1 protein-coding gene is annotated in these 410 nt (G+C 74.4%); it reads left to right on the forward strand.

The genetic code is table 11. The features are described from left to right. Positions 1 to 88: 88 nt before the first annotated feature. Positions 89 to 410: DUF308 domain-containing protein (locus G3I78_RS49615; protein WP_203616594.1), on the forward strand; the 322-nt coding region annotated here is incomplete at its 3' end.

The raw sequence follows: 410 nt of genomic DNA on the forward strand, positions 1-410 counted from the left end.
TGCTGGACGGCTCGCGGCCCCCGCTCGGCGGGCGGGTGTGAGCAAGGCCTCCCTAGCATGGGCGGAGGACCGGACCCGGGAGGTCGGCATGGCACGTGGCACGACGACGGAGCGTGGCGCCGCGGGCGGCGTCGACAGTCCAGAGGGCCCCGCGACGCCCGGCGCGAACGGCCAGGAGCGCAACCCGTTCCGCAAGGTGTGGTGGCTGCCCGTGGTGCGAGGGACCCTCCTCGTCGTCCTCGGCCTCCTCCTCATGATCGAGCCGCTGGAGCAGCTCGGGACGCTGCGGGTCGTGCTCGGCGCGTTCCTCGTGGCCGACGGCGTGCTGGTCGCCGTGCAGGGGTTCGTGCACCGCCGGCAGGTCGGGTCGGCGTGGTGGCTCGCGCAGGCGGGCGTCAATGTCGTGTTCG

Origin of the sequence: Streptomyces sp. SID13726 (genome assembly GCF_010548375.1) — a bacterium.
In the GTDB taxonomy this organism is placed as follows: Bacteria; Actinomycetota; Actinomycetes; order Streptomycetales; family Streptomycetaceae; genus Streptomyces.